This is a genomic window from Thermus islandicus DSM 21543 (assembly GCF_000421625.1).
In the GTDB taxonomy this organism is placed as follows: Bacteria; Deinococcota; Deinococci; order Deinococcales; family Thermaceae; genus Thermus; species Thermus islandicus.
Genome location: NZ_ATXJ01000004.1, coordinates 1 through 22,622 on the forward strand (window position 1 = coordinate 1; position 22,622 = coordinate 22,622).

The window sequence follows — 22,622 nt, forward strand, 5'->3', positions numbered from 1 at the left end:
TCTGCGGGTGCATCTCCACCAGCTCCGCCGCCACGCTGATCACGTAGACGGGGCGGTCCTTGGGGGAAGGTTTGGCGGTCCCTCCGGGGGGAGGCAGGGCCTTGCGCTCCTCCAGCTCCTGCAGGCGGTCCCCGATCTCGGCCTTGAGGCGTTGCACCTCGGCCTCAAAGCGGGCCTGGAGGGCCTCGAGCTCGGTCCTCAACCGCATGATCTCCTCCACCCCCGCCAGGTTCACCCCCAGCTCCTGCGTCAACCGCCGAATCTCCCGCAACCTTTCAATGTCCCGCTCGGAGTAAAGCCGCGTCTTCCCCGAAGACCGCTTCGGCTTGATCAGCCCCTTCCGCTCGTACAACCGAAGCGTCTGCGGGTGCATCTCCACCAGCTCCGCCGCCACGCTGATCACGTACACCGGACGGTCCTTGTCCATGGCCCCTTAGCCCCTCCTGCTAAGCCCTTCTAACCCTCTTCATTATAAGGGCCCCCTGAAACCCAGGCGCAAGGAAGCTCTTTTGGCCGCTTCCACCACCTCTTTGGCCAGGCGGTGGGCCTCTTCTTGGGAAAGGCGGCGGCTGGGGGCGGAGAGGGAGAGGGCCGCCACTACCCGCCCTTCTGGGCCGAACACGGGAGCGGCCACGCACCGCACCCCCAGTTCCCGCTCCTCGTTGTCCAGGGCATAGCCCTGCACCCGCACCTCCTCTAGGGCCTCTAGGAGGCGGTCCCACTGGGTGAGGGTGTAGGGGGTATAAGGCTCCAGGACCAGTCCCTCCGGGATCCCGCCAAAGGCCAGGAGGACCTTCCCCACGCCGGTGGCGTGGAGAGGGGCCCGGGTCCCGGGGGCGGTAAAGAGGCGCACCAGCTGCCTCCCCTCCACCTGGTCCAGGTAGAGGGCCTCAAGACCCGAGCGCACCGCCAGGTTCACGCTCTCCCCGAAACGCTCCACCAAGGCCTCCATCTCCGGCCTGGCGGCCTGAAGCAGGTTCTTGCGAGGATACGCCTGGCCCACCGCAAAGCCCCGGGGGCCCACCCGATAGACCCCCCCCTCCTCTTCGGCGAAGCCTAGGCGAACCAGGGTTTGGAGGAGGCGGTAAAGGGTGCTCTTGGCCAAGCCCGTCCGCTCGGCCAGCTGGGAAAGCCCCCCCTCCCCCAGCTCCGCCAAGGCCTCGAGGACCCCAAGGCCCCGCTCCAGGGTTCGTACCTCCGAAGCCCCCTTCGCCCTAGGCCGCGGCATGGGCCCCAGGATACCGGGGGAGCCCGAGTTTTTCAATCCACGAAAAAACATTCCGTCCATTGACAAACCCGCGCCCCCTCCCTTAGGCTCAGGCCACCATGAAGGGCGTGGAAATCCTCAAGGACCATCCCCTCCTGAAGGAGGTGCTCACGGAAGAGGCCCTTAGGTTTGTGGTTGCCCTGCACCGGGAGTTCAACCCAGTGCGCAAGGCCCTCCTGGCCCGCCGCCAGGAGCTTTGGGCCCGGTACCAGGCCGGGGAGCGCCCAGGCTTCCTGGAGGAAACCACCTTCGTGCGCGGCGGGAACTGGAAGGTGGCCGAGGCGCCCGAGGACCTCCAGGACCGCCGCGTGGAGATCACCGGCCCCGTGGACCGGAAGATGATCGTAAACGCCCTGAACTCCGGGGCCAAGGTCTTCATGGCGGACTTTGAGGACGCCCTCTCCCCCACCTGGGATAACGTCATCCGGGGGCAGAAGAACCTCATGGACGCCGTGCGCCGCCAGATTGACTTTGTCTCCCCCGAGGGCAAGGCGTACCGGCTCAAGGAGAAGACCGCCACCCTGGTGGTGCGCCCGCGGGGCTGGCACCTCCCGGAAAAACATGTCCGGGTGGACGGGGAACCCATCTCCGCAAGCCTCTTTGACTTCGGCCTCTACTTCTTCCACAACGCCCACGAGCTCTTAAGGCGGGGAAGCGGTCCCTACTTCTACCTGCCCAAGCTGGAAAGCCACCTCGAGGCCCGCTTGTGGAACGAGGTCTTCCGCTTCGCCCAAGACGCCCTAGGCCTTCCCCGGGGAACGATCCGGGCCACGGTGCTCATTGAGACCATCCTGGCGGCCTTTGAGATGGAGGAGATCCTCTTTGAGCTCAAAGAGCACGCCGCCGGCCTCAACGCCGGGCGCTGGGACTACATCTTCAGCTGCATCAAGAAGTTCGCCACCCAGGCCCCCATCTTTCCCGACCGGGCCCAGGTGACCATGACCGTGCCCTTCATGAAGGCTTACACCGAGCTCCTGGTGAAAAGCTGCCACCTCCACGAGGCCCACGCCATCGGGGGCATGGCCGCCTTCATCCCGAGCCGCAAGGACCCTGAAGTGAACGAGCGGGCCTTCCAGCAGGTCCGGGCCGACAAGGAACGGGAGGCCTCCCAAGGGTTTGACGGCACCTGGGTGGCCCACCCCGACCTGGTGCCGGTGGCCATGGAGGTCTTTGACCGCCACCTGGGGGATAGGCCCCACCAAAAGCACATCAAGCGGGAGGACGTCCAGGTAAGGGCGGAGGACCTCCTGAACTTTGCGGTGCCCGGGGGGAAGGTAACGGAGGCCGGGCTTAGGAACAACGTCTCCGTGGCCCTCCAGTACCTGAACCAGTGGCTTTTGGGGAACGGGGCTGCGGCCATCTTCAACCTCATGGAGGACGCCGCCACCGCCGAGATCAGCCGGGCCCAGCTCTGGCAGTGGGTCCACCGTGAGGCCAGGCTGGAGGACGGCCGCACCGTCACCCCCGAGCTCTACCAAAAGATCAAGGAGGAGGAGCTCGCCAAGCTGGGGGGGCGGGGCAAGGAGCGCTACCGGGAGGCGGAGGAGATCCTGGACAAGCTGGTCCTCTCCCAGGAGTTCATTGAGTTTTTGACCCTGGTGGCCTACGAGTACATTGACTAGGCCCAAAGCGCGGCGGGGGCCTCTTCCGCCTTTTGCCCTAAAGTGGAAGGAAAGGAGGCCGAGCGTGGGGTTTCTGGAGGAACTCAAGGCCCTGCTACCCGGGAGGGTCCTCACCGGGGAAGCGGAGCTTGCCCCTTACGAGTCCGATGCCCTCACCGCCTACCGCAAGCGCCCTCTTGCCGTCGTATTGCCCGAGACCAAGGAGGAGGTGGTGGGGGTGGTCCGCCTATGCCACCGCTACGGGGTCCCCTTCGTGGCCCGGGGAAGCGGCACCAGCCTCTCGGGGGGCTCCCTTCCGGTGGAGGACGGCATCGTCATCGCCCTCAACCGGCTCAACCGCATCCTGCGCCTGGACCCCAGGGCCCGCATCGCCGTGGTGGAGCCGGGGGTGGTAAACCTCGAGGTTTCCCGCCAGGCCGCTCCCCACGGCCTTTACTACGCCCCGGACCCCTCCAGCCAGCCCGTGTCCACCATCGGGGGGAACGTGGCCTTCAACTCCGGCGGGGCCCATTGCCTCAAGTACGGGATGACGGCCAACCACGTGCTGGGCCTCGAGGTGGTCACCCCCGCGGGGGAGGTGGTGCGCCTGGGCGGGGAAAGCCTAGAAGGGGTGGGGCCGGACCTCTTCGGATTCTTTGTGGGCACCGAGGGGCTTTTGGGCATCGCCCTAGAGATCACCCTAAGGCTCCTTCCCCGACCCGAGGCGTACCACACGGTCCTCGCCGCCTACGAGAGCTTGGAGAAGGCGGGGGAGGCGGTGAGCCGGGTGATCCGCACAGGCCTCCTCCCTGGGGCCATGGAGATCATGGACCGCTTGGCCATAGAAGCGGCCGAGGCGGCGGTGAAGGCAGGCTACCCCAAGGCGGAAGGCCTCCTCATCGTGGAGCTGGAGGGCGAACGGGAGGAGGTGGAGGAGGAGGCCCATCACCTCCACCGCGTGATCCGGGAAAGCGGGGCCCTCGAGGTCCGGGTGGCCGCCAGCGAGGCCGAGCGCCAGGCCATCTGGAAGGGGAGGAAGGCCGCCTTTAGCGCCGTGGGCAGGTTATCCCCGGACTACATCGTCCAAGACGGGGTGGTGCCCCGAAGCCGGCTGGGGGAGGCCCTCAAGGAGATCCAAAGGCTCTCCCAGGCCTACGGCCTCCGGGTGGCCAACGTCTTCCACGCCGGAGACGGAAACCTCCACCCCTTGGTCCTCTACGACGGGAAGAAACCGGGGGAGCTTTCCCGGGCAGAGGCCCTGGCCGGAGAAATCCTCAGGCTCTGTATCCGCCTTGGGGGCTCCATCACCGGGGAGCACGGGGTAGGGGTGGAGAAGAAGGCCTACCTCCGGGAGATGTTTTCGGAGGCGGATGTGGAGGCCATGGAGCGGGTGAAGGCCTCCCTAGACCCCAAGGGCCTCGCCAACAGGGGAAAGGTCTTTGACCCCCAGATGGAGGCGGCCCCATGACCCTGAGGCCGGAAAACCTGGAGGAGGTACGGGAGGCGGTGCTCACCCACCCCTACCTTAGGGTGCGGGGCGGGGGGACCAAACCCGCCCTCTCGGCGCCGAGGGAGGGAGAGGTCCTCCTGGACCTTTCGGGGCTCAAGGGCCTCTTGGCCTACGAGCCCGAGGAGTTCGTCTTCACCGCGTTAGCCGGCACGCCCGTCTCCGAGATAGAGGAAACCCTCCGGGCCCACGGCCAGTACCTGCCCTTTGACCCGCCCCTGGCGAAGGCTGGGGCCACCTTGGGGGGCACGGTGGCCGCTGGCCTTTCCGGGCCCATGCGCTGGCGATACGGGGGCCTAAGGGACTTCCTCCTGGGGGTGCGTTTCGTGGACGGGGAGGGCAACCTCCTACGGGGCGGGGGTAAGGTGGTCAAGAACGCTGCCGGTTTCCCCTTTCACCGGCTTATGGTGGGCGCCCTGGGGGCCTTCGGGGTCATGGTGGAGGTCTCCTTCAAGGTGTTCCCCCTGCCCCCGGCCACCCGGACGCTACGGGTGGGGTTCTCCCGCCTCGAGGAGGCCCTAAGCGCCCTAGAACGCCTGCGCCTTCTCCCCCTGGACCTTCTGGCCCTGGACCTCATCCCCCCCAATACCTTGGAGCTTCGCCTCGGAGGCTTTCCCGAAAGCCTTAGGCGGCGGACGGAGAAACTAGCGCGCCTCCTGGAAGGGTCGGAAACGGTGCTGGAGGAGGACGAAGCCCACTGGGAAGGGGTAGGGGAACTCGCCTTTTTAGGGGAAAGTCCCATCTGGGTCAAAATCCCCTCCCAACCCGGCCTCATTCCCCGGCTGGAAGGCCTTCCCCTGGGGCCAAGGCGCTACATGGCCGGAGGAGAGCTTCTGTACGCGGGTCTGGAGGAAGGGGGCCTAAAGGCGCTCAGGGAGCTCGGGCTTCCCCACCTGGTCCTGAAAGGGGCGGGAACCCCTCTTTACCCAGAGCCGCCGGCGGCCTTCTACGGGCCCCTCAAGAAGGCGCTGGACCCTCGGGGTCGGTTTCCAGGAAGACCCAGCCCAGCGTAACCCCCTTCCAGGCGTAGACCCGCCTGGGCCAAGGGGTCAGGTGAAAGCGCCGCCAGAGGAAGGCGGCCACCTCCCTGACCCGGTAAAAGGGTAGGAGCCAGGTGCGGAAAAGGTCGTCAGCGTAGTCTCCGAGGCGCAAAGGGAACGCGCTTCCCTTAATGCGTGCGCGGAGCCTCTGGTAAAAAGGCCCCAAGGGGGTCCCGGCAAGGGACCGGCCCTCATGGGCGGCCAAGGACTCAGCGAAGCTCCGGGCGGCGGGGGCCAGGGCCTTGAGGACAGGAGGAAGGTCCAGGGTCAAGTCCAAGTCAAAGAGGTGGCCCTCGCGATCGCCCACCACCTCTTTGCGTTCCAGGTCAAAGACCAAAAGGCGGCGGCGCTCTACCCCCTCCAAGGGAAGGTCGGAAAGGGCGAGGCCCGAAAGCTCAGGCCTGGCCTGGAAGAGGTACTCCCTGAGCCCCGAAACCAGCTCCCCTGAGCCTGCGTAGGCTCCCTCCAGTACAAACCGCCTCACCCTTTCAGCGAAGGCTTTGTCCTTGCGCACCAGGTGGGCGAAGGCCGCCAGCACCAGGGCCTCGAGAACCCACTCCCCAGGAAGCCTTCCTCCCGGGAAGCCCTCCAAGGAGGCCACGGGAGAGTAAGGGACGAGCCGCACCCAAGCCCCCTAATACGCTGCTTCCATGTACCGGGCTGCCAAGGGCGTGTTCATCTTCTCCACGGCCTCCAGAAGGAGAAGCCCCGCCGCGTTCAAGCTGTTCTGCCCCACATAGCCCAAGGCCCGGGCCAGCTCCATCGCGTTCGCAAACGTCTCCTCAGGAAGACCGGAAAGCCTCCGGGCCTCGGCCAGGTTCCGGGGCGGGATGCGCACGCGCTGCTCCTTCACGTAAAGGGTGCCCACCCGGCGCAAGGCCCTGAGCACCCGGACGAGCTGGGGCGTGACCGGGAAGCCCACCCCCTCGTGCACGGCGGAAAGGGCCTTGTCCAGGAGCACCCCAGCCTCGGTTTCCACGAGGTTGCCGTCGGGAAGGACCTCCACCAGGCGCCTGGCCTCCAGCTTGCCCAGGGCAAAGTCCACCTCTTCTTTCTCCAGCCTCCCCTCCAAGGCCCCGTAAAGCTCCGGCAAGGTCATGCCCCGCTCGGGGATGGACCGGAACACCAGATGCTCGTAGGCGGTGAGGAAGGGAAGGCGCTCCACCCTCTCCGCCAGGTCGGCGTACAGGTAGCCCCGGCGGCTGGGCTCGGCGCTCCCCAAGAGCCCCTCCTCTTGGGCAGCCCGGAACCAGGCGAGGTTTGGGGCGGCGAAGCGCTTCCTGGTCGTGGTGATGGCCTTAACCGCCTGGGCGCTTACCCGGGCTGCCCCGTCCTCCAGGACCTTCACCCCGTAGGGGGTGAGCTCAAAAACCTCTCTGCCCTCCTCGTCTTCCCGGCTACGGATAAGCTGAAATCCTTCTAGACTATGAAGGCGTGCCCGCAAGTCAAAGTTGTCGTCAAACCAGCGGACCAGGTCCTTAGCCTCCTGGAAGCGGCGGGCCACCTCCTGGTACTTTTTGGGCATCTCGTCCAGCCTACGTCCGTACCGCTCCAAAAGAGCCCTGTACTCCTTCACCTTCCGATCCACCATCTCCCGGCGGAGGTTTTCAAAGGTGGGCTGCTCCTCGGGATTGGCCCGGGCCTTCTCCCAAAGGGCCTGGATCGCCCCCAAAACGGCGGTCTCCTCCTCGTCCACGTCTAAGGCCAAGGCCGGTCCCTCCGGGCGGTCCCGGAAGAGCCGGAGCGCTTCCAAAGCCCACTCCCCGGCCGGAAGGAGCTCTCCCTCCGGGCCCAAATACCCCAGAACCTGGAGAGTAGCGAGGGCGGCCTCGGTGGTCCGGCCGCTGTCCACATGCTCGGCCAGGGCCAGAAGAAGGTCTGCCGTGAGCACATCCCCTTCCCCGAACCCTCCCAGGGCCAGGGCCCGCTTCACCGCCTGGCCCAAGGCGGTGAAGGTGAAGACCTCCGTCTGGGGCACGGAGTAGGCGATGAGGCGCATGGCCTCAAGGAGGTTTTTCTCGTGCTCTTTAGCGGAAAGCCGTGCAGCCTCTGCAGGGCCCAGGGGAAGCTTGCGGATCAGCTCGGCTAGGGCGGCGTCCACCTCGAGGCCGGGTTCCAAAGCCCGGTAGATCGCCAGAGCCCGCCTCCCCTGCTCCGTAAGGGCCACGTACTCCTTCTTCCGCTCCCGGTCCCACACCCGGGCGGCCAGGCCCCGGGCCATGAGGGGCTCCACCCCCTCGGGTCCCACCTGTCCCGCCCGGTCGGCGGCCTCCAGCATGGCCACGATCTCCGAGCCCAGAAAGCGAAACTCCTCGGCCCAGGCCTCGGGGGGCCGGAGGCCCCAGGCTTCCCGCACCACCCAAGTCCCCGCCCCTTCCTCCTCAGCGTAGGGCCTGGGGCCCATGGCGTAAAGCTCCCGCAGGAGGTAGGCCAGCTCCCGGCCCCAGTAGGTGGGTACCAGGCGCACCGGAGAGGCAAAGCGCAAAAGCCCCATAAGCTCCAGCTCTCTGGCGGTGGGCTCGTCCACTTCCTCCAGGGGGGTAAAGGGCAGCGCCTGTTCCTCGTCCTTGAGGAGCCGTTCTAAGGCCTCAGCATGCTTCTTCTTGATGACCATAGGTCCTCCTAACCCAAAGCAGCCAACAGCTTGTCCACGTTCTCGGCAAGCTCCACATCCAAGAGGCGAAGGGTGGGTAGAAGCCAGGCAGCGATATAGCGATCCTCGCCGTCCTTATTGACCCCAAAGTAGGCCAGGGTGAAGCGGCCCACGCCGCCATGCTTTTTGATGAGGTCGCTGGCCTCCCGCAGGGCCCGCCGCATCTTGGGGGGGAGGGCCTCAAAGGGGTAGGCCTTCCCCCCTTCCCCGCTCTTTTGCAGGAGCTCGGTGGTGATCCCAGAGGAGACGAAGGCCTCCAGAAGCTTCCCGTAACCCCGCTTCTTGAAAAACGCCAGCAGGAGCTCGGCAGCGGGAAGGGTGAAGAGGACTGTCTCCTGCCCCACCCCTGTGCGGTGAAGAGCCCGGATCACGCCCCGGCGGTCCTCGAGGGTCACCTCAATGAAGAGCTTTTCCTGAGGGCCCAGTTCTTTTACCAGCTCACGCACCTCAAAAAGCTCACCCCGCTCCTCAAAGGTATCTCCAGGCTCGTAGCCCTTTTCTGTAGGCGTGGTGAAAAGGGTTTCCCTCCCGCCCCTTAGGCCCCGCACGAGATCAAATCCCCACGAACGCAAAGCCCGCAGGGGTACCTCCATCTCCTGAGGGATCTCCCCCCACCGCTCGCGCACAAAGGTGTTCAGGGCCACCTGGTGCTTGGCCAAGAGCTCCTCTGCGGTCAACTTACTGGCTCGCTTTTTCATCCTCGCCTCCTGAAGCCTTTAAGCCCCATACGCTTTTACTATACGTTCATTATAGCCTATTTGTCAATATTACACGCAGATAAACTGAGCATAACTTTTAAGGATTGGGGGCCTAGACCTGAGACCCCCCTACCCCTAAACTGCGGGCATGCAACACCGCATCCCGGTGGATCGGCTGGGCCCCGAAGGCCAGGTCATGGCCCACGCAGTGGAAGCCTGCGTCCACTGCGGCTTCTGCCTTCCCACCTGCCCCACTTACGTCGTCCTACAGGAGGAAATGGACTCCCCACGGGGTCGGATCTTTCTCATGAAGGAGGTCCTGGAGGGAAATCTGCCCCTGGAGGAAGCCCTCCCCTATCTGGACCGGTGCCTGGCCTGCCAGGCCTGCGTTACCGCCTGCCCAAGCGGGGTCCCCTACGGCGAGCTCATCGCCGCCTTCCGGCTCTGGAGCGAACCCCAAAGGCACCGCTTTCCCTTGGAGGCCACCTACCGCTTGGCCCTCCTCCGCACCCTCCCCTACCCGGAGCGCTTCCGGCCCCTGGCAAAGCTCGGCGTGCGCCTGAAACCCCTCCTGAAGCCCCTCCCTTTGCCCAAACCCCTCAAGGCCCCCCTCGCCCTCCTCCCGGACCGCCTCCCCGAGGAAGCCCCCTACGGGGAGGTCTACCCCGCCAAGGGAGAGAGGCGGGCGCGGGTGGGGCTCCTTTTAGGGTGCGCCCAGAGGGTCTTGAGACCCTCCATCAATCAGACTACCCTAAAAGTTCTACAGGAAAACGGGATAGAGGTCCTGGTCCTCAAGGAGCAGTCCTGTTGTGGGGCCTTAAACCTCCACGCTGGGGATAAGGAGGGGGCAAGGGCCCTCGCCCGGAGAAATCTAAAGGCTTTCCGGGAAGTAGACTTCGTGGTCACCAACGCCGCCGGGTGCGGCTCGGGGATGAAGGAGTACCCCCTCCTCTTCCTGGGGGAGACCGAGGAGGCGGAGGCCAAGGCCCTTGCGGCTAAGGTACGGGACCTTACCGTCCTCCTGGACGAGCTGGGCTTCCTCCCGCCCCCACCCCCTCCCCGGCCCCTCAAGGTGGCCTACCACGACGCCTGCCACCTGGCCCACGCCCAAGGGGTGCGGGAGGCCCCGAGGAAGCTTTTAAGAGCGGCGGGCCTCGAGGTCCTGGAGCCTAAGGAGTGGGAGCTCTGCTGTGGGAGCGCGGGCACCTACAACCTCTTCCAGTCGGGAATCGCCGAGGCCTTAGGCCGGAGGAAGGCGGAGAACCTGAAGGCCACGGGGGCAGACCTGGTGGCCACGGGCAACATCGGCTGCCTCACCCAGATCCAGGCCTACCTGGACCTCCCCGTCCTGCACACCGCCGAGCTCCTGGCCCTCCTCTACGAGGGAAAGAACCCCCTGGATTGGGGTACGCGCTGAGCATGGAAGCCCTCCTCAAGGAAGCCTTCCTCGAGGCCCTGAGGGCTACGGATCCCTACCGCCTCACCGCAAAGGCCCTTCCCCCCTGGCGGCCAGACCTGGTCCTGGCGGTGGGTAAGGCCGCCTCGGCCATGCTCCAGGCCGCATTGGACCGCTACGGGGAGGTGGCCTACCACCTCACCCTGCCCAAGGGCCAAAAGGCCCAGGGCCTGAGGGCCCGCTTCGCCAGCCATCCCGTCCCCGACGAGGAAAGCGTGCGGGCCGCCGAGGAGGTGCTTGCCCTCTTGCAAGGGCTTTCCCCCAAGGCCCGGGTGCTCGCCCTCCTCTCGGGCGGAGGAAGCGCCCTCTGGTGCGCCCCCCTGGGGATCTCCCTGGAGGAAAAGCGAGCCCTCACCGAGGCTCTCTTAAGGAGCGGGGCCAGCATCCACGAGGTCAACGCGGTGCGCAAGCACCTCTCCCGCATCAAGGGGGGAAGGGCCCTCCTGGCCACCGCCGCCCGGGTCCGGGTCCTGCTCCTTTCGGACGTTCCCGGGGACGACCCTTCGGTCATCGCCTCCGGGCCCTTCCACCCCGACCCCACCCCCTCCGCCGAGGCCCTGGCCGTCTTGGACCGGTACGGGCTTGACTTCCCGGGAGTCCGGAAGGTGTTGGAGGCAGGAATCCCCGAGACGCTCAAGCCCCAGGACCCCGCCCTAAGGCGCCTTTCCTGGCGGCTCATAGGGGCCAACCTGCACCTTCTCAAGGCAGCCCAGGGCTTCCTCAGGCGGGAAGGCCACCGGGCCGTGGTCCTTTCCGACCGCCTTGGGGGCGAAGCCCAGGCGCTGGCCCGCTTTCACGCCGAGCTTGTGGAAACCATCCGCACCCGAAACCTCCCTTTTGCCAGGCCCCTTTTCCTCCTATCGGGCGGGGAGGCCCAGGTGCGGGTGCGTGGACGGGGGCAAGGCGGGCGCAACCTAGAGTTCCTCCTGGCCCTCTACGCCCACCTGAAGGCCCCCCTCTACGCCCTCGCTGCCGACTCCGATGGGCTAGACGGGACGAGCGGGGTCGCAGGCGCCCTCCTCACCCCGGAGGTCTGGGAAAGGGGGCTTGACCCCAGGCCCTACTTGGAGGAAAACGATAGCCTCGCCTTCTTCCAAGAGGTGGGAACCCTCCTCGTGACAGGCCCCACGGGGACCAACCTCAATGACTTCCGCCTCCTTTTCGTAGGCTAACGCCGGGAGCTGGCGCCGGTCCTCGAGGCCCTCCCCCAAGCCTCCATGCCCTCAGCGAATTCCAGGAGCGGCCTGGGCGGGGTCAGGCCCGAGCTTTGGTGAGCCACCGCGTTCAGGCTCAAGCTGTCAAAAGCAACCCCCCGCCTCACTTCCAAGGCGGGGAGTTTTGCGTCCTGGAGCTGGAGCCGGTGGCCGGATTTGAACCGGCGGCCTACCGCTTACGAGGCGGTTGCTCTACCGCTGAGCTACACCGGCCCGCCCTCCAAAAGTCTAGGGCAGGACGCCCCGGTGCGCAACTACCGGAGGACCACCCCTGGGCGCACCCCCAAGGCCCGGGAAAGGGGCAGGAGGGCCGAGGCCAGGGTGGCCAAAAGGCTGGCCGCGCTCACCTGCAGAAAGTCGGCCAGGCGCATCTCCACCGGAAGGCGGGTGAGGAAGTAAAGCTCCCCCGGCAGGCTCACGGGCCTCAGGGCCAGGTAGAGGCAGAGGAGGTAGCCCAGGAGGTTCCCCAAAACCACCCCGCCCAGGCCCAGGATGGCCCCTTCCAGGGCGAAGACCAAGCCCACGGTGAGCCTCGAGGCCCCCATGGCCCTAAGGAGGGCGATCTCGGGAGTCTTCTCCACCACCTTCAGGACGAGGAGGTTCGCCACCCCCAAGGCGGCCACGACCACGATCAAGAAGATGAGCACGCCCAACACCCGCTTCTGGAGGGCCAGCTGCTCCAGGAGGGTGCGCTGGGTGTCCTGCCACGCCTGGGGGAAAAAGCGCCTATCTGCGAGGGCCTGGCCCACCTCCTTGGCCCGCCAGGGGTCCTTTAGGCGCACCTGGTATCCCTGGACCTGGGTGCCGGAAAGGGCCTCCACCGTCTGGAGGTCCACAAAGGCATAGCCCGAGTCCAGGAGGAAATTCCCCGTGCGAAACGACCCCAAAACCCTGAGCCTTACCCGCTTCTGGGTGGCGGACAGGGCGAACAGGGCCTCGCCGGGATAGACCCCCAGGGTCTGCACCAGGGCCGAGCCCAGGTAGATGCCCCCGGGCTCCAGCTTCAGGCTCAGTTCGGGGTACAAGGCCTCTCCTCCCTCCCCGAGGCCCACCAGGGTGGCGAAGTCCACCCCAGGCCCCCGCGACCCCTCCGCGGGACGCACCAGAAGAGCCTTGGTGGCGGCAAAGGGGGCGCTGGCCTCCACCTCGGGGTGGGGGGGCAAGGGAGGAAGCTCCTCGCCGAGGCGAAAGAGGACCAGGTGGGGGTAGGCCTTGAGGGTGGCCTTGACCAGGCCGCTGGTAAAGCCGTTGGTGAGGGAAAGGGCGGCCAGGAGCACCGCCACCCCCACCCCGATCCCCAGAAGGGCCAAGGCGGTCTGCAGGGGCCGCCGCTTAAGGTGGGCAAGGGCGAGGAAGAGGGCAAAGCGCACGCCCTAAAGATACTCAGCGCCTCGGGTACTCCACCACTTCCAGCTCCACGTACCGGCGGCCAAAGCGTAAGGCGGTGGCCCGGTCGGGAAGCCAGATGTCCACCTTCTCCCGCATCCTGGGGTGCATGAGGTCGGCCACCACGAAGACCCTCCCCTCAAACAGGTAGTTGAACTGCCCCCTGCCCCGGCCCTGAACAGAACCCAGGTCCCGCAGGCGTACCTTGGTGCCGTAAGGGAGGAGCGGAAGGAGGTCGGGGCTCACCGCCACAACCCCCAGGCGGGTGCGCGCCCCCGTGGCGGTGACAAAGGGCGTCCGGTCCGTCTCCCCCACGCTGGAGGTGTAGGCCGTGGCCTGGAGGACCATCTTCTTTGGGTTGACCTGCGCAAAGGCCCCGGCAACGGCCAGGGCGAGGAGAAGCAAAGGGAGAAAACCCCGCATAGCGTTCCTGAGTATGGCGAGGAACCCAGGAAGAACCTGAGAACCATGAGGCTCCCTCCTCATCCGGGGAGGCGCCTAAAAAACTGTATTAATTCCAAGAACTTAATAGTCCCCGTGGATAGGGAGCTTTCCCAGGGGGTTTGGATGAGAAAAATGCCAACAGCCTTTAGCTAGCTCTAATCTGGCTCAAACCAGAGGTCTAGGGGCAGGGGGTTCCGGAGATCTCCAGGGTGTAGCGGCCGCTATTCTCCTCGTCAAACCCGGCCCGGGCGAGACCCCGGTCGCGCACCACAAGGAGGGTGGCCGGGCTGACCTTGGCGCAGTTCACCACGGGGTCCAAGGTGAGGGGATTGGGGTCTTCGGGGGAAAGGTAGAGGAGGGCCACTAGGTCCAAGGGGCCCGAGTAGGTGAGGCGCAGGTACCCCGCGGCCGAGGCCACGTCGTAGCGGTCAAACTCCCCCACGAACTCTATGGCTCCCTGCTTGCTGCCCGAGGTGAAGGCTTCCCCAAGCCCTGAGGGGTTAGGGACGAAGGGGTCCGCGTAGAGGGTTACCTGGTCCTCGCCCAAGGCGTAGTTCTCCACCCGCAGGTAGAAGACCTGCCCCGCCTGCCCCCGGAAGTTGAGGCGGACCCCAGGGTCGGTGGTGACCTGGGGCCTAAGGGCCAGGGGGGTAAGCTCCGGGCGGGCCCCGAACCAGCGGCGCGCCACGCTCACCCCCTGCACCACGCCCCGGTCGTCCAGGAGGACCAGGCGGAGCCGGGCCCTGAGGCCGAGCCCTGCGGAAACGGCCGAGACCCGCACGGCCCCGTCCGCGGGAAGGGCGATCCGGTACAGGGCCACGCCGGGGCGGAGCTCGCCCCCAGGCCCTTCCTGGGCCGGGGGCAGGGCGGCCACCTGGGACCTACCCAGTTGCAGGTTCCCGCTCACCGGAGGGGTTCCCTGGAGGTTGCAGGCTGCCAGGAGGAGGGCAAGGAGCCAGCCTTTGCGCCACATGTTCCCATCTTACCCCCGGCAGGAAGGCGCGGGCTTAGCCTTTCCTTTACCTATTCCAGCACGCCCAGATAGGCCGAGAGCTCGGGGCCTCCCGGCAGGATCTCCGCCGCAAGCTCGGGGAACTGGGCCACCACGGCCTCGGCCTTCTCCCGGGAGGTGGTGGGGCCCAGGAAGAGGGTGAGGACCTCCTTGCCCTCCCGGGCCAGGCGGATCAGGCCCTTAAGCACCTCCTCCGGGGTCTCCCCCACCAGGAAAAGCCTCCCGTCCAAAAGGCCGATGGGCTTGTCCTTGAGCACCTTGAGGCCATCCACCTCGGCGTCGCGGCTTGCCCACGTGACCTCCAGGGTCGCCGCCCCCCCAAGGGCCTCCTCCATCTCGGGAAGGAGGGCCTCGAGGTCGGCCTCGGGGCTATACCGCACCGCCGCCGCCAGCCCCTGGCCCAGGGTCCGGGTCTTGAGGACGTGCACCTCCTTCCCCAACTCCCGGGCCAGGCTTGCCGCCTCCTCTGCGGCCAGGAAGACGTTGGGGTTGTTGGGCAGGAGGATCACCTGGGGGTGGGGAAGGCTTCGGATGGCCGCGAGGAGCTCCTCCACGCTAGGGTTCTGCGTCTGCCCTCCAGCCACCACCCGGGCGCCTAGGCTCCGGAAGATCCGGGCCACCCCGGACCCTGAGGCCACGGCCACGAGGCCCAAGGGGGGCGGGGCTTCCTCCAGGAGTCCCGATCTGGCCAGGATCTCCGTGTGCTGCGCCGCCATGTCCTCCACCTTGGTCCGCACCATCCGGCCAAAACGGGCCACGGCGGCAAGGAGGCCGTCGGGGTCAGCGGTGTGGATGTGCCCCTTCACGTAGCCTTCCGCGCCCACCAGAAGGAGGGAATCCCCAAAGGAGGCGACCACCTCCCGGATCCGCTCCACCGGCACCTCCACCCCCTCCATGAGGAACTCGGTGCAGTAGCCGAACTCCTCGGTAGCGAAGGCGGTCTGGGCGTACCGCTCCACCCGGGGAGGCTCGGGGAGGGGAAGCCCCAGGGCATACCCCCGAAGGCCTTCCAGGAAGCGCACGTACCCCGCCCCTCCCGCGTCCACCACTCCGGCCTGTCGGAGCACGGGGAGCAGGTCCGGGGTCTTCTCCAAGGCCTCCTGCGCCGCCCGGAGGGCGTTTTCCAAGACGGCCTCGAGGGCCTCCCCCTGAGCCCCCTCCCCCGCCGCCTTGGCCACGGTGAGGATCGTCCCTTCCACCGGGCGCATGACCGCCCGGTACCCGGTCTCGGCACCCCGGCGGAGGGCCTCGGCCAGGGCCTGGGCGTCCAGGCTGGACCGCCTACGGATCGCCTCGGCGAAGCCCTTGAGGATCTGGGAGAGGATGACCCCGCTGTTCCCCCGGGCCCCGAGGAGGCTCCCGTAGGCGATGGCCCGGGCCACCTCCGCCATCTGGGCGGTGTCGGTGAGGTCCAGCTCCCGCCTGGCGGACTGGAGGGTGAGGTGCATGTTGGTGCCCGTGTCCCCGTCGGGCACAGGGTAGACGTTGAGGGCGTTCAGCTCCTCCACGTAGACCGCAAACCAGTCTGTGGCGTAGCGAAACGCCTCCGCCAAGGCCTCGGGCCCCCAGCTAGCCACGCCCCACCCCCACCACGTGGACCCGAACCTGGGAAAGCTCCGTGCCCGCAAGCCTCCGGGCGGCGAAGGCCACCCGCTCCGCCAGGGACTCCACCACCGTGGGAATGCGGACACCCACGGCCACCACCACATAGAAGTCCGCCTGGTACTTCCCCGGCGCCTGGGGGTCGGGGCGGACCAGGACCCCTTCCCCCGCCTCCTGCCGTCCCAGGATGCGCACCACCTGGTCCTTGAGCCCGGCGGGGGCCATGCCCACCACCCCCGGCACCTCGTGGGCGGCCAGGGCAAGAAGGGCCGCCAGGGCGTTTTCGGTCACCGTCACGCGGCCTTGCACCCTACCTCCTTAGGGCCTCCTCGGGAGGCGTGTAGGAAAGGCCGAAGGCCTCGGCTACCCCGGGGTGGGTGAGGTGGCCCCGGTGGGTGTTGAGCCCCTTCAGGAGGGCCTCGTCCTCCAGGAGGGCGTCCAGCCCCTTCTCCGCAAGCTTCAGCACGTAAGGCAGGGTCTGGTTGGTGAGGGCAAAGGTGGAGGTGCGGGGCACGGCTCCCGGCATGTTGGCCACCCCGTAGTGGACCACCCCGTCCACCACATAGGTGGGCTCGGCGTGGGTGGTAGGCCGGATGGTCTCCACGCACCCCCCCTGGTCCACGGCCACGTCCACGATCACCGCCCCCTCCTTCATGAGGGGCAGCATGTCCCGCGTCACCAGCTTGGGGGCCTTGGCCCCGGGCACGAGAACCGCCCCGATGAGGAGGTCCGCGTGCTGGATGCTCTTCTTGATGTTGGCCTCGGTGGCGGTGAGGGTCACCACCCGCCCGCCGAAGATGTCGTCCAGGTACTGGAGGCGCCTGTGGTTCACGTCCAGGATGGTGACCTGGGCGCCCATCCCCAGGGCGATCTTGGCGGCGTTGGTGCCCACGGTGCCGCCTCCCAGGATGACCACGCTGGCCGGGGCCACCCCGGGCACCCCCCCGAGGAGCACCCCCCGGCCTCCTTTGGGCTTCTCCAGGAACTGAGCCCCCACCTGGGGCGCCATGCGTCCCGCCACCTCGCTCATGGGGATGAGGAGGGGCAGGGAGCCGTCTGGAAGCTGGACCGTCTCGTAGGCGATCCCCGTGGCGCCGCTATGGAGCAGGGCCTCGGTGAGGGTCCGGTCCGCGGCCAGGTGCAGGTAGGTGAAGAGGATGAGGCCTTCCCGCAGGAAGCCGTACTCCGCGGGCAGGGGCTCCTTCACCTTCACCACCATCTCGGCCCCCCAGGCCTCCTCCCGGGAAACGAGCCGGGCCCCCGCCCGCTCGTACTCCGCGTCGGTCAGGCCCGAACCTAGCCCGGCTCCCCGCTCCACCAAGACGGTGTGGCCCCTCCGGACCAGGCTTTCTGCGCCCCCAGGGGTGAGGGCCACGCGGTTCTCCAGGGTCTTGATCTCCTTGGGCACGCCGATCACCATGCTAGGCCTCCTTCACCAACACCCTCTTGATCTTGAGCTTGAACCCATCGCCCTCGGCGATGGCCAGAAGCCGCCTGCGGGAGTCTACCAGGGTCACGTACCCCAGGGCGGGGATGGGGAGGGGAATCCCCTCCAGAACCCGCCTGGCCTCGGTGTGGGAAAGCTCCACCACGGGGAAGGGCAGGGCGTCCAGCTCGGGGATGGCCTTGTCCGGCGCGAGCTCGCTAAGGCGCACCGCCCGCTCCAGACCCACCTTGCCGATGCGGGTGCGCACCAGCCCGGAGAGGAAGGCCTTGGTCCCGAGGGCCTTGCCCAGGTCCCGGGCAAAGGCCCGGACGTAGGTACCAGGGCCCACCACCAGGCGGATTACCGCGGTAGGATAGGCCCCCAGAGGGCGGGGAAGCTCCACCCTCCTCCCCCCCTTTTCCACGAGCCGCCAGCCCTTGGGGGAGGGAGCGATGGAGTAGGGGACGGGCTCGGGGTCCCAGGCGAGGAGCTCCACCTCGAGGTACCGCACCGGCCTCGGCCCGAGCTCCAGGGGCTTTCCCTCCCGGGCGGCCTCGTAGGCCCGCTTCCCGCCCACCTTGATGGCGGAGTAGAGGGGAGGGACCTGCTCTTTGAGCTCCAGGAAGCTGGGGAGAAGGCTTTCCAGGTCCTTGCGGTCAAAGCGCACCGGGGCCTCCTCGCTGATGGGGCCCTCGGCGTCCAACGTGGGCGTGGTGGCCCCAAAGGAGACCCAGGCGAGGTACTCCTTGTCCTCCCCGGAAAGGAAGGGGACGAGCTTGGTGGACTCGTCGGCCACGAGAAGGAGAAGCCCCGTGGCCAGGGGGTCCAGCGTTCCCGTGTGCCCTACCCGGCGGGTGTTAAGGCGCCTCCGGGCCTCCTCCACCGCATCGTGGGAGGTGAGGTGGAGGGGCTTGTCCACCGCGTAGAGGGCCATGCCTAGGGGATTGTACCACCCGGTGTAGCATGGGGCCTATGGGAGCCCGGAAGGACCGAACAGCCCTAGTCACCGGCGGCGGCTCGGGAATCGGCAAGGCCGTGGTCCTGGCCCTGGCCCGGGAAGGAGCCCGGGTGGCCGTGGCCGACCTCGAGGTGGGCAGTTCCGGCGAGGCCGTGTACTCGGGCACCAAGGGGGCGGTCATCGCCTTCACCAAGGCCCTGGCCCGGGAGGTGGCCCGCCACGGGATCCGGGTGAACGCCGTGGCCCCGGGCCCCACGGACACCCCCCTCCTTCACCGGCTCCGCCAAGGCCACGAGGGGCTTTTTGAGGCCATGGTGCGGGCCACCCCCATGCGGCGCCTGGCCCAGCCCGAGGAGGTGGCGGAGGCCGTGGTCTTCCTGGCCTCGCCCCGGGCGGGCTTCATCACGGGGCAGGTTCTGAGCGTGAGCGGCGGGCTGACCATGTGCTAGGAGGTGCCGTGAACCTGACCACCCTTAGCGAACGCTACCCCGTCCTGGGCTTTTCCTGGCCCCGGCCCGGGGTGTTGCAGATCACCTTGAGGGGCGAGAAGCGGAACGCCATGGGCCCCGAGCTCCACCGGGCCCTCGCCCGGGTGTGGCGGGACCTCGAGGGGGTGGAGGGAACCCGGGCGGTGCTCCTTTGGGGGGAGGGCGGGGATTTCTCCGCCGGGGGTTCCTTCGCCCTCATAGAGGAGATGCGCGCCTCCCCCGAGGCCCTCATGCGGGTCTACCAGGAGGCCCGGGAGCTGGTCCTGGGGCCCTTGGACTTCCCCAGGCCCGTGGTGGCGGCGGTGGAGGGCGTGGCGGTGGGGGCAGGGCTTGCCCTGGCCCTCGCCGCCGACATCGCGGTGGTGGGCAAGGGGGCCAGGCTTCTTGACGGGCACCTGCGCCTGGGCGTGGCCGCAGGGGACCACGCCGTCCTCCTCTGGCCGCTTTTGGTGGGGATGGCCAAGGCCAAGTACCACCTCTTCCTGAACGAACCCCTAACGGGGGAGGAGGCGGAAAGGCTTGGCCTCGTGGCCTTGGCCGTGGAGGACGGAAAGGTTTACGAGAAAGCCCTCGAGGTGGCGGAAAGGCTCGCCCTGGGCCCCAAGGAGGCCCTCGCCCACACCAAACGGGCCCTCCACCACTGGTACCGCGCCTTCCTGCCCCACTTTGAGCTCTCCCTGGCCCTGGAGTTCTTGGGGTTTTCGGGCAGGGAGCTGGAGGAGGGCCTCAGGGCGCTCAAGGAGAAGCGCCCCCCCAATTTCCCATGAGGGAGCGCCTTCGCCTCCAGGCCTTCCTGGCCCGGGCAGGGGTGGCCAGCCGGCGCAAGGCCGAGGACCTGATCCGGAAGGGCCGGGTGCGGGTTAACGGCGCCTTGGCGGTCTTGGGCCAGCGGGTGGGCCTCGAGGATGTGGTGGAGGTGGATGGGCGGCGGGTGGTCCTGCCCGAGCCGGTGGTTTTGGCCCTTTATAAGCCCCGGGGCTACACCACCACCCGCAGGGACCCCCACGCCGAGCGCACGGTCTTTGCGCTCCTTCCCCCCATTCCCGGCCTCCACCCGGTGGGCCGCCTGGACCGGGACTCGGAGGGGCTTCTCCTCTTCACCAACGACGGCGACCTGACCCTCCGCCTCACCCACCCCCGCTACGGGGTGAGGAAGGTCTACCGGGTCTGGACAAAGGAAGGGACCCTAGCCGAGGCGGTGTGCCGGAGGCTGGAAAGGGGGGTGGTCCTGGAGGACGGCCCAGCCCGGGCCCTCTCCTGCAAGCCCGCCCCCGGGGGCGCTCTCCTCACCCTACGGGAGGGCCGCAAGCGCGAGGTGCGGCGGATGCTCCAGGCGGTGGGGTTTTCCGTGGTCCGCCTCCTTCGCCTCCGGGTGGGGCCCATCGGCCTCCGGGGCCTTCGTCCTGGGCAGTACCGCAGGCTTTCCCCCGAGGAGGTGAGGGCCCTCTGGGCCGCAGCGGGCCTACCAAGGGAAACTGGCCTGGAGGAGGGCGGCCTCGAGGTGCACGGGCCACATCCGGTCCAGGAAGAGGGTGTGCCCGGGGAAGGTCTCCTGGGGGATGGGCTGGGCGGCGAGGAGGGCGCTTAGGGGCTGGTCCCCGGCGAAGGCGGTGGCCCGAAGCTGGACGCTGCTTCCCGCCGTGGGCACCACCCCGGCGAAGCCCGAAGCCTGCTGCACGTCCACGTAGTAGCTCGTGGCGCTGCCCAGAGCCCCTGCGCTCAGGAAGTGCCGCCAGTAGCGCACCCCCGGCTCGGCCAGGAAGAGGGCGTAGCCCAGGAAGCTGAGGCTGGGGCTAAACCCTCCCGAGGCGATGTTGCTGAAGGTGGGCAGGGTGCTTGGGGTGTGGCTCTGGGTGAGGGAGAGGGTTAAGGAAGGCACGGAAAGGCTGAGGGAAGACCCAGAGGCTACCCCGGGGTCGGTGGCGTCCTTGCGCAGGATGCTGCAACCGGAGCCGTTGCAGGCCGAGAACTGGAAGAGGTCTCCACCGAAGAGGGAACCTGGCCGGGCCACGGTTTTAGGGCCTCCAGCCCAGGTCGCCAGGCCCACCGGGACGAAGGTGGAGAGGACAAGGCCGGCGTAGGAGGAGAAGCCCGCCGGGGTGGTGAGGTTGAGAATATCCGTGGAGTTCAGGGGGCTTACGGAAACGGAAACCGCGGTGGGGAGGTTGACGAGGCCCGTGCGGCCGAAGTAGGGCGTGCTCCCGCTAACCCCGAAGACCGCCACCTCCCGCCCGTTCCCCGTGGGCGCGGTGAGCCCGGCAAAGCTCCCTCCTGTGAAGCTCACCGTCCCCCGGGCTGAGAAAGCGGTCCCTGAACTGAGAGCCGAGGAAACGGTCCCACCTACCGCTGCCGTGGGGCTAGCGTAGGCCACAGGGCAGCGCACCAGCAGGTTGGTTCCCACTTCGCTTCGCATCAGGTCCAGGCTCACGTAGAAATCGGTACCGCTTACGCTGGGGCAGCGGAAGGCCACCTGGAAGCGGGCCCCAGAGGGGATGGGGAGGCTCCAGCTGGACTGGCCTGTGGGTAGGGACAGCCAGGGAAGGCCTCCGCTGGAGGGCGGGGGACCCAGCCGCCAGGCCGCGGCCAGGGGCTGGAGCGGCTCACCAATGCCGTCCACCAGGGTCACGTTCAGGGTCTGGATGCCGCCGCCCCCGCACGCCGCGAGGAGGGCGAGAAGGGGCAAAAAAAGCCAAAGGCGCTTCACGTTATCCTCTGACCGAGGTGGGCCCGGAGAAGCCGGGCCAGGCCACCAAAGGCCCGGGCTTGGGGGTGCCGGTGTTGAAGAGGGGGTTCGTCACCAGGTCCTGCACCGCCGTGGCCCCGGGGGCCTCGTTCAGGGGCCAGTGGGCCACGGGGCAGATGGGCGAGGTGCAGACCAGATTGGGGCCGCTGCAGGAAGCCAGGAAAAGGGCCCGTGCCGAAATGAGCCAAAGGGGGTAGCGGACCATAGGGCACCTCACTTCTTCTCAATACCCTGCAGGAGCAGGGGGCCTACCTGAAGGTGGAGCACCGGGGGGCCACTCAGCCGGTCTTCAATGCCCAGATAAATCCCGGAGGGCATGCCAGGGAACCAGCAACCATCGCACCAACTGACCTCAGCGATGCGGAAGCGGATTTCCTCCCGCGTATTGAGGTCCCTGGCCACCAGCGTGTATTTCGGATCCTCCCAGATCAGCTTCAAGGAGAGGGCTCTGCCTTTTTCCCTTTCGGTGAGCCGCTCGCCATCCGTACTACGCAGGTAAGCCAGAGCCAGCTCCTCTCCGAGGATCTCCTCAATAGAACGGGCGTTTTGCAGTTTGGGGTTACGGTATGGGGCAATGGCCAGAACCACATGCTCCCGCATGAGCAAAGCCGGGGGCCACTCCACATCAAAGGGCTTGGTCAAGCCGTTGTAAAGGGTGCGAAAGGGGTCCTCGATGGGGGAGGCGTTGAGGGTTCTCTCCAGGGGGTGCCCGGGAAGGTCTATGGGGAAGGTACCGCTAACGTGAATGCGGTCTATGGGCATGCAACCGTCAAAGACATAGTAGTTCCCCCACTTTTTCCAGCTCACCAGGGGCCTTACCAAACAGGGATCTGCTATCGTCGGGGTGCCACCGGTTAGCCGCTCCACCTCTAGGGGGCTTCGGCTGGAAAGCCGCCGACCGTTTTCCATTTGCCCGTACCACTCGATCTCGTAGCCATTGGTCCCCTGGCGCAAGATCCCCAGGTAGGCCTGGGGGCGTGGTGGGTACGACTTGTGCTTGATGGTCAAGAAGACCGGGCGGTTCACCATGCCCTCCAGGGAGGCGTCCGCCGGCCAGGGGAGACGGCTCAGGATGGTGAACCCTTCCCGGTCCCGGATGATGGTGAGGGGTCGGGGCGAAACCGCTT

At 67.4% G+C, this 22,622-nt stretch carries 22 protein-coding genes and 1 tRNA gene; 8 read left to right on the forward strand and 15 right to left on the reverse strand.

Annotated features, from left to right (window positions below):
- Together H531_RS0105220 and H531_RS0105225 are read right to left on the reverse strand one after the other, a co-directional pair.
- Positions 1-427 (reverse strand): heat shock protein transcriptional repressor HspR (locus tag H531_RS0105220; RefSeq protein ID WP_022798306.1); only part of this gene is annotated, 427 nt, incomplete at its 3' end.
- A 42-nt stretch (positions 428-469) separates the two neighbouring features.
- Positions 470-1,228: an IclR family transcriptional regulator gene (locus tag H531_RS0105225; RefSeq protein ID WP_022798307.1), complete on the reverse strand. Its 759-nt coding sequence runs from the start codon at positions 1,226-1,228 to the stop codon at positions 470-472.
- A 98-nt stretch (positions 1,229-1,326) separates the two neighbouring features.
- Here H531_RS0105225 and aceB point away from each other — a divergent pair, with 98 nt between their 5' ends.
- The 3 genes from aceB to H531_RS0105240 all read left to right on the forward strand — a co-directional run bounded on the left by aceB (position 1,327) and on the right by H531_RS0105240 (position 5,388).
- Complete coding sequence (aceB, locus tag H531_RS0105230) at positions 1,327-2,889, forward strand: malate synthase A (protein WP_022798308.1); 1,563 nt, start codon at positions 1,327-1,329, stop codon at positions 2,887-2,889.
- 64 nt (positions 2,890-2,953) lie between these two features.
- Positions 2,954-4,336 (forward strand): FAD-linked oxidase C-terminal domain-containing protein, encoded by a 1,383-nt coding sequence (locus tag H531_RS0105235; protein ID WP_022798309.1) that lies wholly within the window; start codon positions 2,954-2,956, stop codon positions 4,334-4,336.
- Positions 4,333-5,388: an FAD-binding protein gene (locus H531_RS0105240; RefSeq protein ID WP_022798310.1), complete on the forward strand. Its 1,056-nt coding sequence runs from the start codon at positions 4,333-4,335 to the stop codon at positions 5,386-5,388. The genes H531_RS0105235 and H531_RS0105240 overlap by 4 nt, the downstream gene beginning before the upstream one ends.
- Here the strand turns inward: H531_RS0105240 and H531_RS0105245 are convergent.
- Genes H531_RS0105245 through H531_RS0105255 form a run of 3 tightly spaced genes read right to left on the reverse strand, consistent with a single transcriptional unit; the run spans position 5,333 to position 8,766 of the window.
- Positions 5,333-6,040 carry a hypothetical protein gene (locus H531_RS0105245; protein ID WP_022798311.1) on the reverse strand — a complete coding sequence of 236 codons (708 nt, stop codon included), beginning with the start codon at positions 6,038-6,040 and terminating at the stop codon, positions 5,333-5,335. The two genes, H531_RS0105240 and H531_RS0105245, sit on opposite strands and share 56 nt — an antisense overlap.
- Before the next feature lie 9 nt (positions 6,041-6,049).
- On the reverse strand, positions 6,050-8,029 hold the full coding sequence (locus H531_RS0105250; protein WP_022798312.1) for a DUF505 domain-containing protein: 1,980 nt from the start codon (positions 8,027-8,029) through the stop codon (positions 6,050-6,052).
- Positions 8,030-8,037: 8 nt separating this feature from the next.
- Positions 8,038-8,766 (reverse strand): TIGR00703 family protein, encoded by a 729-nt coding sequence (locus tag H531_RS0105255; RefSeq protein ID WP_022798313.1) that lies wholly within the window; start codon positions 8,764-8,766, stop codon positions 8,038-8,040.
- Between the two features lie 148 nt (positions 8,767-8,914).
- Between H531_RS0105255 and H531_RS0105260 the strand changes: the two genes are divergently transcribed.
- Both H531_RS0105260 and H531_RS0105265 read left to right on the forward strand, forming a co-directional pair.
- Entirely contained in the window at positions 8,915-10,183 is a 1,269-nt protein-coding gene (locus tag H531_RS0105260; RefSeq protein WP_022798314.1) for a (Fe-S)-binding protein, read from the forward strand.
- 2 nt (positions 10,184-10,185) lie between these two features.
- Positions 10,186-11,394 (forward strand): glycerate kinase type-2 family protein, encoded by a 1,209-nt coding sequence (locus tag H531_RS0105265; protein ID WP_022798315.1) that lies wholly within the window; start codon positions 10,186-10,188, stop codon positions 11,392-11,394.
- Positions 11,395-11,574: 180 nt separating this feature from the next.
- Here H531_RS0105265 and H531_RS0105270 read toward each other — a convergent pair.
- From H531_RS0105270 to truB, 8 genes are all read right to left on the reverse strand, one after another.
- Positions 11,575-11,649: transfer RNA gene (locus tag H531_RS0105270), tRNA-Thr, on the reverse strand.
- A gap of 41 nt (positions 11,650-11,690) precedes the next feature.
- Positions 11,691-12,806, reverse strand: a complete 1,116-nt coding sequence (locus H531_RS0105275; RefSeq protein WP_022798316.1) for an FtsX-like permease family protein — start codon at positions 12,804-12,806, stop codon at positions 11,691-11,693.
- A gap of 13 nt (positions 12,807-12,819) precedes the next feature.
- The gene (locus tag H531_RS0105280; RefSeq protein ID WP_022798317.1) at positions 12,820-13,245 is read right to left on the reverse strand and encodes a 3D domain-containing protein; all 426 of its coding nucleotides are present in this window, start codon (positions 13,243-13,245) and stop codon (positions 12,820-12,822) included.
- A 199-nt stretch (positions 13,246-13,444) separates the two neighbouring features.
- Entirely contained in the window at positions 13,445-14,239 is a 795-nt protein-coding gene (locus H531_RS0105285) for a hypothetical protein (RefSeq protein WP_022798318.1), read from the reverse strand.
- Positions 14,240-14,289: 50 nt separating this feature from the next.
- The gene (locus tag H531_RS0105290; protein WP_022798319.1) at positions 14,290-15,855 is read right to left on the reverse strand and encodes a DAK2 domain-containing protein; all 1,566 of its coding nucleotides are present in this window, start codon (positions 15,853-15,855) and stop codon (positions 14,290-14,292) included.
- Positions 15,848-16,189 (reverse strand): Asp23/Gls24 family envelope stress response protein, encoded by a 342-nt coding sequence (locus H531_RS0105295; RefSeq protein WP_022798320.1) that lies wholly within the window; start codon positions 16,187-16,189, stop codon positions 15,848-15,850. The genes H531_RS0105290 and H531_RS0105295 overlap by 8 nt, the downstream gene beginning before the upstream one ends.
- Before the next feature lies 1 nt (position 16,190).
- On the reverse strand, positions 16,191-17,300 hold the full coding sequence (gene ald / locus H531_RS0105300) for an alanine dehydrogenase (protein ID WP_022798321.1): 1,110 nt from the start codon (positions 17,298-17,300) through the stop codon (positions 16,191-16,193).
- 1 nt (position 17,301) lies between these two features.
- Positions 17,302-18,240 carry a tRNA pseudouridine(55) synthase TruB gene (truB, locus tag H531_RS0105305; protein WP_022798322.1) on the reverse strand — a complete coding sequence of 313 codons (939 nt, stop codon included), beginning with the start codon at positions 18,238-18,240 and terminating at the stop codon, positions 17,302-17,304.
- A 38-nt stretch (positions 18,241-18,278) separates the two neighbouring features.
- Here truB and H531_RS12825 point away from each other — a divergent pair, with 38 nt between their 5' ends.
- Genes H531_RS12825 through H531_RS0105320 form a run of 3 tightly spaced genes read left to right on the forward strand, consistent with a single transcriptional unit; the run spans position 18,279 to position 20,340 of the window.
- A complete protein-coding gene (locus H531_RS12825) occupies positions 18,279-18,713 on the forward strand; it encodes an SDR family NAD(P)-dependent oxidoreductase (RefSeq protein WP_022798323.1) in 435 nt (144 codons plus the stop codon).
- Between the two features lie 8 nt (positions 18,714-18,721).
- Positions 18,722-19,519 (forward strand): enoyl-CoA hydratase/isomerase family protein, encoded by a 798-nt coding sequence (locus H531_RS0105315; RefSeq protein WP_022798324.1) that lies wholly within the window; start codon positions 18,722-18,724, stop codon positions 19,517-19,519.
- Entirely contained in the window at positions 19,516-20,340 is an 825-nt protein-coding gene (locus tag H531_RS0105320; protein ID WP_022798325.1) for a pseudouridine synthase, read from the forward strand. The genes H531_RS0105315 and H531_RS0105320 overlap by 4 nt, the downstream gene beginning before the upstream one ends.
- 1,117 nt (positions 20,341-21,457) lie before the next feature.
- Here the strand turns inward: H531_RS0105320 and H531_RS0105330 are convergent.
- Together H531_RS0105330 and H531_RS0105335 are read right to left on the reverse strand one after the other, a co-directional pair.
- A complete protein-coding gene (locus H531_RS0105330; protein WP_022798327.1) occupies positions 21,458-21,700 on the reverse strand; it encodes a hypothetical protein in 243 nt (80 codons plus the stop codon).
- Between the two features lie 8 nt (positions 21,701-21,708).
- Positions 21,709-22,521: a hypothetical protein gene (locus H531_RS0105335; RefSeq protein ID WP_211210531.1), complete on the reverse strand. Its 813-nt coding sequence runs from the start codon at positions 22,519-22,521 to the stop codon at positions 21,709-21,711.
- Positions 22,522-22,622 lie beyond the last annotated feature (101 nt).

What these genes read in the sequence shown, in the direction of transcription:
- aceB (WP_022798308.1), top strand. Translation starts at nt 1,327, where the DNA reads ATGAAGGGCGTGGAAATCCTCAAGGACCATCCCCTCCTGAAGGAGGTG.
- ald (WP_022798321.1), bottom strand. Translation starts at nt 17,300, where the DNA reads ATGGTGATCGGCGTGCCCAAGGAGATCAAGACCCTGGAGAACCGCGTG.
- H531_RS0105255 (WP_022798313.1), bottom strand. Translation starts at nt 8,766, where the DNA reads ATGAAAAAGCGAGCCAGTAAGTTGACCGCAGAGGAGCTCTTGGCCAAG.
- H531_RS0105240 (WP_022798310.1), top strand. Translation starts at nt 4,333, where the DNA reads ATGACCCTGAGGCCGGAAAACCTGGAGGAGGTACGGGAGGCGGTGCTC.
- H531_RS0105280 (WP_022798317.1), bottom strand. Translation starts at nt 13,245, where the DNA reads ATGCGGGGTTTTCTCCCTTTGCTTCTCCTCGCCCTGGCCGTTGCCGGG.
- H531_RS0105260 (WP_022798314.1), top strand. Translation starts at nt 8,915, where the DNA reads ATGCAACACCGCATCCCGGTGGATCGGCTGGGCCCCGAAGGCCAGGTC.
- H531_RS0105320 (WP_022798325.1), top strand. Translation starts at nt 19,516, where the DNA reads ATGAGGGAGCGCCTTCGCCTCCAGGCCTTCCTGGCCCGGGCAGGGGTG.
- H531_RS0105330 (WP_022798327.1), bottom strand. Translation starts at nt 21,700, where the DNA reads ATGGTCCGCTACCCCCTTTGGCTCATTTCGGCACGGGCCCTTTTCCTG.
- H531_RS0105225 (WP_022798307.1), bottom strand. Translation starts at nt 1,228, where the DNA reads ATGCCGCGGCCTAGGGCGAAGGGGGCTTCGGAGGTACGAACCCTGGAG.
- truB (WP_022798322.1), bottom strand. Translation starts at nt 18,240, where the DNA reads ATGGCCCTCTACGCGGTGGACAAGCCCCTCCACCTCACCTCCCACGAT.
- H531_RS0105285 (WP_022798318.1), bottom strand. Translation starts at nt 14,239, where the DNA reads ATGTGGCGCAAAGGCTGGCTCCTTGCCCTCCTCCTGGCAGCCTGCAAC.
- H531_RS0105250 (WP_022798312.1), bottom strand. Translation starts at nt 8,029, where the DNA reads ATGGTCATCAAGAAGAAGCATGCTGAGGCCTTAGAACGGCTCCTCAAG.
- H531_RS0105265 (WP_022798315.1), top strand. Translation starts at nt 10,186, where the DNA reads ATGGAAGCCCTCCTCAAGGAAGCCTTCCTCGAGGCCCTGAGGGCTACG.
- H531_RS12825 (WP_022798323.1), top strand. Translation starts at nt 18,279, where the DNA reads ATGGGAGCCCGGAAGGACCGAACAGCCCTAGTCACCGGCGGCGGCTCG.